This window comes from Variovorax sp. 01T439_2, assembly GCF_056398445.1.
The window spans coordinates 1-6,203 of sequence record NZ_JBFTPJ010000286.1 but is presented as its reverse complement, the minus strand read 5'-3'; the positions used below and the strand labels follow the sequence as shown (position 1 = coordinate 6,203).

General features: G+C 68.8%; 7 protein-coding genes and 1 riboswitch. Of the genes, 1 reads left to right on the top strand and 6 read right to left on the bottom strand.

What is annotated here, in order from left to right; all coding sequences use genetic code 11:
* The 5 genes from AC1DOC_RS15175 to AC1DOC_RS15155 all read right to left on the bottom strand — a co-directional run.
* Positions 1–650, bottom strand: a 650-nt coding sequence (locus AC1DOC_RS15175) for a sirohydrochlorin chelatase (protein WP_478130021.1), incomplete at its 3' end; no start/stop codon positions are given.
* Positions 647–1,492 carry a precorrin-4 C(11)-methyltransferase gene (gene cobM, locus AC1DOC_RS15170; RefSeq protein WP_018903601.1) on the bottom strand — a complete coding sequence of 282 codons (846 nt, stop codon included), beginning with the start codon at positions 1,490–1,492 and terminating at the stop codon, positions 647–649. The genes AC1DOC_RS15175 and cobM, both read right to left, overlap by 4 nt.
* Positions 1,493–1,651: 159 nt before the next feature.
* A riboswitch (cobalamin riboswitch) is annotated at positions 1,652–1,915 on the bottom strand.
* A 159-nt stretch (positions 1,916–2,074) separates the two neighbouring features.
* Entirely contained in the window at positions 2,075–2,383 is a 309-nt protein-coding gene (locus AC1DOC_RS15165; RefSeq protein ID WP_012746174.1) for a hypothetical protein, read from the bottom strand.
* 96 nt (positions 2,384–2,479) lie between these two features.
* Entirely contained in the window at positions 2,480–3,481 is a 1,002-nt protein-coding gene (locus AC1DOC_RS15160; RefSeq protein ID WP_012746175.1) for a tripartite tricarboxylate transporter substrate binding protein, read from the bottom strand.
* A gap of 45 nt (positions 3,482–3,526) precedes the next feature.
* Positions 3,527–4,591, bottom strand: coding sequence for a tartrate dehydrogenase (locus AC1DOC_RS15155; protein WP_012746176.1), 1,065 nt, complete (start codon positions 4,589–4,591; stop codon positions 3,527–3,529).
* 111 nt (positions 4,592–4,702) lie between these two features.
* On the opposite strand from AC1DOC_RS15155, the gene AC1DOC_RS15150 reads away from it, so the two are divergent.
* The gene (locus AC1DOC_RS15150) at positions 4,703–5,632 is read left to right on the top strand and encodes a LysR substrate-binding domain-containing protein (protein ID WP_018903600.1); all 930 of its coding nucleotides are present in this window, start codon (positions 4,703–4,705) and stop codon (positions 5,630–5,632) included.
* 29 nt (positions 5,633–5,661) lie between these two features.
* Here the strand turns inward: AC1DOC_RS15150 and AC1DOC_RS15145 are convergent, their stop codons facing one another.
* Complete coding sequence (locus tag AC1DOC_RS15145; protein WP_012746178.1) at positions 5,662–5,991, bottom strand: four-helix bundle copper-binding protein; 330 nt, start codon at positions 5,989–5,991, stop codon at positions 5,662–5,664.
* Between the last annotated feature and the right edge of the window lie 212 nt (positions 5,992–6,203).

The following is a 6,203-nucleotide window of genomic DNA, read 5'->3' as shown; positions in this document are numbered from 1 at the left end:
TTCAGGTGCTCGACCTGGCGCGCGATGCGTTCGACCAGCGTGCCGTTGAACAGGTAGTAGGGCAGCACCACCACCTGCYTCATGCCCAGCAGGCCCTGGCGCTGCACGGCCTTCTCCAGGCGCGGGTAGGTGATGCCGGTGAAGGCAAGGTCGACCAGCTCGTGGTCGGTCTCCTCCATCAGCCAGCGCGCCATCTTGGCCATGTCGCCATTGGCCTGGCGGTCCGACGAACCCCGGCCCAGGATCACCACGCCGGTGGTGGTCGGGTCGGGCATGTCGAGCGCCTGCATCGCGTCCTTGAGGCGGCGCTTGAGGATCGCGAGGATCGGATCGCAGGCCGTGAGGTGCGGCGCGTAGAGGAACTGCACCATCGGGTACTTGAGCCGGGCGCCGTCGATGGCCTGCGGCACGTCCATCTTCACGTGGCCCGCGGCATTGAGGATGAGCGGCACCACGATCACGCGCCGCGCGCTCTCGGCCGCGCGGCGCAGGCCCTCGCTCATCGTGATCTCGGAGAACTCGATGAAGCAGACCTCGATGCGCCAGCCCGGCTGCCGCTCGCGCCATTGCGCGGCAAAGGCCTCGATCTCGTCGTTGCCGGATTTTTCGCGCGAGCCGTGGCCCACCAGCAGAATGGTTTCGGAGTTCATGGGAGTTCCTGGCGCAGGGTTTGGACGGGAACGCTCGCGCGCCGGAAGCGGTGCGTGAAGCTCGCGTCGTAGAGCTTGGATTTGGCGAGCGTGGTCCACTGCCGCGCGCCCAGCGTGGGGCTGGCGATGATCATCGACTGGCTCGCGATGCGGGCCTCGCGGCACAGCGCCTGGATGGTCGCGACCGTGCCGCGCACGATCTTCTCTTCGCCCGGCCAGCTTGCCTTGTGAACCACCACCACGGGCGCATCGGGCGACCAGCCGGCGGCCGTGAGCGCGGCCGTGACCTTGCCCATCAGGGTGATGCTCAGGAAGATGCACAGCGTGCTGTGGTGCGCGGCGAGCGCCTCGAGCGACTCGCCCTCGGGCATGGGCGTGCGGCCTTCGACGCGCGTGAAGATCACGGTCTGCGTGACCTCGGGCAGCGTGAGGCTTTCCACCGCCGCCGCCGCCGAGGCCATGGCGGAGGACACGCCCGGCACCACGCCGATCGGCACGCCCGCCGCATCCAGCGGCTGCACCAGCTCGATCAGTGCGCCGTACAGGCCCGGGTCGCCGGTCTGCAGGCGCACCACGGTCTCGCAGCGCGCGGCCTGCGCGATCAGCCAGGCCGACATCTGCTCGAGCGTCATGTCCTTGCTGTCGGCAATGGCGCAGTCCGGCCGCGCCCAGCGCATGGCGGTTTCGCTCACGAGCGAGCCCGCGAACAGGATCGCCCCGGCGCGCTCGACGAGGCCGCGGCCCTTGACGGTGATGAGTTCCGGATCGCCCGGGCCCGCACCGACGAACCACACGGTTCCCGGCGTCGGCGCACTGCCTGGAGCGATGGCTCGCTTGTTCATGATGATGATTCCTCCGCGCCCGCCGCGCGATAGATGGTCGGTACGACCGGGCGGGGGGAGAGAAATCGGAGGGGCGCCAGTGGATGCGGTTCCGGCGGATGCACACCTGCATCGAGCCGGACGCCATGCGCCGCCCGCCGATCCTCGCCCACCGCAAGGTCATGCGCTGGTCGTCAGGCCGGTCTCCGGGCTCACGAGCGCAGAGCCATCGGCTCTGCAGCAAGACCACCTTCCCATGCCGTTCGCGGCACAGTGGCGCGGGACCGAATCCCGGGGTCTTGCTTCTTGACTCGTTTACCGTTGCGGGGGCAGCGTCGGCATTGCGCGGTGTTCTCTCCACCGCCGCGCACCGACTTCCCGTTTCACCCTGGCCACCCCGCCGTTTACACGGGGCGCCAGGACACCTGACAACGCGCGCAAAGTGTATCAGCCGCTTGCGGCGGGGCGGCGGGCGATCACCTGTCCAGGCCGAGACGCCCGCGCAGTTCCTTGCGGGCCGCGGCGAAATCGCCCTGGTACGCGGGGTTGTTCTGGATCAGAACAGCCGCGCGTCGGCATGGCTCCCGGGTCTGTGTGGGCAGATCAGCGGGCCGGCCGCAGCCGCAGGCCAACCAGGAGTTCGTTGTAGGACGCGGTCACTGCGGCGTTGCCAGGCAGGTAGCGTTCGAGCGCGGCGCCCAGCTCGTCCTGCTCCGAATGGTTCAGCTCGCTCGCCACGCGCCTGAACTCGGCGTGGTAGCAGGGCAGCATCAACGCCGCCGTGAGCGCGTGGACGTCGTTGCCGCGCGCAAGGCGCTCGTTGCACGCCGCGATGCTTCGATAGATGCCGAGCGCCTGCGCGACGCGGTCGTTCTTGCTGCTGTTCCTGCTGTTCCTGCTGTTGCTGCTCATCGCCGGCTCCTTGTGGCGCGCCGTGGTTGGCGCCGCAAGGCAACTCTAGGGACTGGCGAGCGCAGCGGGGAGTAACAAGATCGTCGTGAATCCGGCCTACTCGACCGCGACCTTCCCCTCCTTGACCAGCCTCGCGAACTTCGCCGTCTCCTCGCGGATGCGGGCCGCCATCTCGGCGGAGCTGTCGCCGATCGGGTCGGCGCCGATCGCGCGCATCCGCTCGGCGAACTCCGGCGACTTGATGATCCTGGCCATCTCGATGTGGAGCTTTGCGGTGATGTCCTTCGGCGTTCCGGCCGGCGCGAGCACGCCGAACCAGGTGCCGATGTCGAAGCCCTTGAGCCCGGCCTCCTCGAGCGTCGGCACCTCGGGCAGTACGGCGGAACGCTTGGCGGTGGTGACGGCCAGCGCGCGCAGCTTGCCGCCCTTGATGTGCTGCAGCACGGGCGTGATGGTGTCGAAGGACATGTCCACCTGCCCGCCCAGCAGGTCGGTGGTGAGCGGACCGCTGCCCTTGTACGGCACGTGCAGCAGCTTGACGCCGGTGCTGGCCTGGAACTGGGTGCCGATCAGGTGTTGCGCCGTGCCGTTGCCGTTGGAGCCGTAGGCCAGCTCCTTCGGCGACGCCTTGGCAAGCGCGACCAGCTCGGCCACCGACTTGGCCGGCGTGAGCGAGGCATTGACCACCAGCACGTTCGGCACCATCGCCACCGTGGTGATCGGCGCGAAGTCTTTCTGGAAGTCGTAGGGCAGCTTCTTGTAGACGCTGGTCGCGATGGTGTGGTGCACCGCGCCCATCAGCAGCGTGTAGCCATCGGGCCTGGCCTTGGCGACGTAGTCGGCGCCGAGCGTGGCGCCGGCGCCCGGCTTGCTTTCCACGATCACGGGCTGGCCCAGGGCCTTGGACAGCGCATCGGCGAGCGCGCGGGCCAGCACGTCGGTGGTGCCGCCGGAAGGAAAGGGCACGACCAGGCTGATCGGCTTGGCCGGCCACGGCTCCTGGGCAGTGGCCCAGGGCGCGATGCAAAGGCCGAGGGCCGCCAGGGCGGTTCCCGCGAGGGCGCGGCGGCGCCCGATGGCGAATGGTTGCTTCAACATGTCTTTGTCTCCTGGCTGACGGTCTGCGCCGTGTGTTTGATTGGGTTACGCGAGCCGTGCGCACACGGCCTGCGTGACCTGCGCGGTGGTGGCGCGGCCGCCGAGATCGCGCGTGTGCAGCGCGGGGTCGGCCGTCACGGCTTCGACCGCCTGCATGACGCGCCGGGCGGCCTCGGCCTCGCCCAGGTGCTCCAGCATCATCACGACCGACCAGAAGGTGCCGACCGGATTGGCCAGGCCCTTGCCCATGATGTCGAAGGCGGAGCCGTGGATCGGTTCGAACATCGACGGGTAGCGCCGCTCGGGGTCGATGTTGCCGGTGGGTGCGATGCCCAGGCTGCCCGCGAGCGCGGCGGCCAGGTCGCTCAGGATGTCGGCATGCAGGTTGGTGGCGACGATGGTGTCGAGCGAGGCCGGCCGGTTGATCATGCGTGCGGTCGATGCGTCGACCAGTTCCTTGTCCCAGGTGACCTCCGGGAACTCCTTCGAGACCTGCAGCGCGATCTCGTCCCACATCACCATCGCGTGGCGCTGGGCGTTGCTCTTGGTGACGACCGTGAGCAGCTTGCGGGGCCGCGACTGCGCCAGTTTGAAGGCGAAGCGCATGATGCGTTCGACGCCGGCGCGCGTCATCATGGACACGTCGGTGGCGGCCTCGATCGGATGGCCCTGGTGCACGCGGCCGCCGACGCCGGCGTACTCGCCCTCGGAGTTCTCGCGCACGATGACCCAGTTCAGATCATGGGGGCCGCAGCGCTTGAGCGGGCCGTCGATGCCGGGCAGGATGCGCGTCGGGCGCACGTTGGCGTACTGGTCGAAGCCCTGGCAGATCTTCAGGCGCAGGCCCCAGAGCGTGATGTGGTCGGGAATATGCGGATCGCCCGCCGAGCCGAACAGGATCGCGTCCTTGCCGCGCAGCGCATCGAGGCCGTCGGCCGGCATCATCGCGCCGTGTTCGCGGTAGTGGTCGCCGCCCCAGCCGAAATTCTCGAACTCGAACGTGAAGCTGCTGCCGGCCGAAGCCAGCGCTTCGAGCACCTGCTGGCCCGCGGGCACGACTTCCTTGCCGATGCCGTCTCCGGGAATGGTTGCGATCTTGTACGTCTTCATGGCGATGCCTGCGGGAGGTTGAAAAAGAGATTCCACTGTAAGAAGCAGCAGCCCGCGGAATCGGCGCTAAAGTGAAGCCATTGTTAACCTGAGTTCAACAGTGGGGCCACGATGAGCAGCGCCATCCTTCCGGCCGATCTCGGCTTCTTTTCCACCCTGGCCAGCGCCGGCAGCCTGAGCGCCGCCGCGCGGGAGCTGGGCATCACCACACCCGCGGTCAGCAAGCACCTGGCGCTGATGGAATCGCGCGCGGGCGTGCTGCTGGTCAACCGCTCCACGCGCCGCATGAGCCTCACGCCCGAGGGCGAGCTGTACCTGGAGCATGCGCGCCGCATCCTCGGCGAGATCGACGGCATGGAGGAGCTGCTGGGCGTGTCGCGCGCCACGCCGCGCGGCCTGCTGCGCGTGAACGCCACGCTGGGCTTCGGGCGCAGCCATGTGGCGCCGCTGATCTCGCGCTTCGTGCGCAAGCATCCGGCCGTGGAGGTGCAGCTGCAGCTGTCGGTCAATCCACCGGCGCCGAGCGAAGACCTGTTCGATGTCTGCGTGCGCTTTGGCGCGCCGCCGGACAGCCGCGTGGTGGCAAGGCACATCGCATCGAACCGCCGGCTGCTGTGCGCATCGCCCGCCTACCTGGCGGCGCGCGGCATGCCCAAGGTTCCGAACGACCTGGCCAGGCATAACTGCATCGGCATTCGCCAGGGCGAGGAAGCCTACGGCGTCTGGCGCCTGACGAGCGGCCGAGGCCGCCATGCGCGCACCGAATCGATCAAGACGCGCGGCAGCCTCGCGACCAACGACGGCGAGATCGCCGTGAACTGGGCGCTCGAAGGCCACGGCATCCTGATGCGGGCGGAGTGGGACATCAACCGCTACCTGCGCAACGGCCGCCTGGTGCAGGTGCTGCCGCAGTACTTCACGCCCGATGCCGACATCTACGCGGTGTATCCGCAGCGGCACCAGCTGGCCGCGCGCGTGCGGGCCTTTGTCGATTTCCTGGCGCTTTCATTCACGCAGCAGGTGGCGTCCGGCAAGGCATAGCCGGACGCGCGCGAGCCGGTCGCGGCAGCTCAGCGTGCCATCGCGCGGCACGCGGCTGCGCAATCGCGGCAGGCCTTGGCGCAGGCCTGGCAGTGCTCGTGCTTGTGCCTGGCGCATTCCTCGCCGCAGGCTTCGCAGATGCCGGCGCACAGCGCGCAGATGGCTTTCGCATGTTCGCTGCCGCGCGCCATGGCGGCCGCGGCAAACTGGCAGGCGGCCGCGCAATCCATGTCGAGCGCGATGCACCGGGCCATCATCTGGACGTCGGGCTCCTTCAGGCAGGACGCGGCGCAGTGATGGCATGCGGTGGCGCAGCCGTTGCACGCCTCGATGCATGCGGCGTAGGTTTGATGTGGCATCACTGTCCCCTTCGAGATTCGAGCCGCGGGAGTTCGCTGCTGCTGACGGCCCATGCTCGCTGGCCCGCCCACCGCAGCTGTAGGAAAGGGGCGCGTCGGTGCGTGAGAACGGCTTGCCGCCGTGCAGCACGGGTGAGAATCCGCGGATGCATCCAACCAGCAGCACCTCATTCCTGCAGTCCACCATCCGGCCCGCCCTTGTGGCCGCAGCC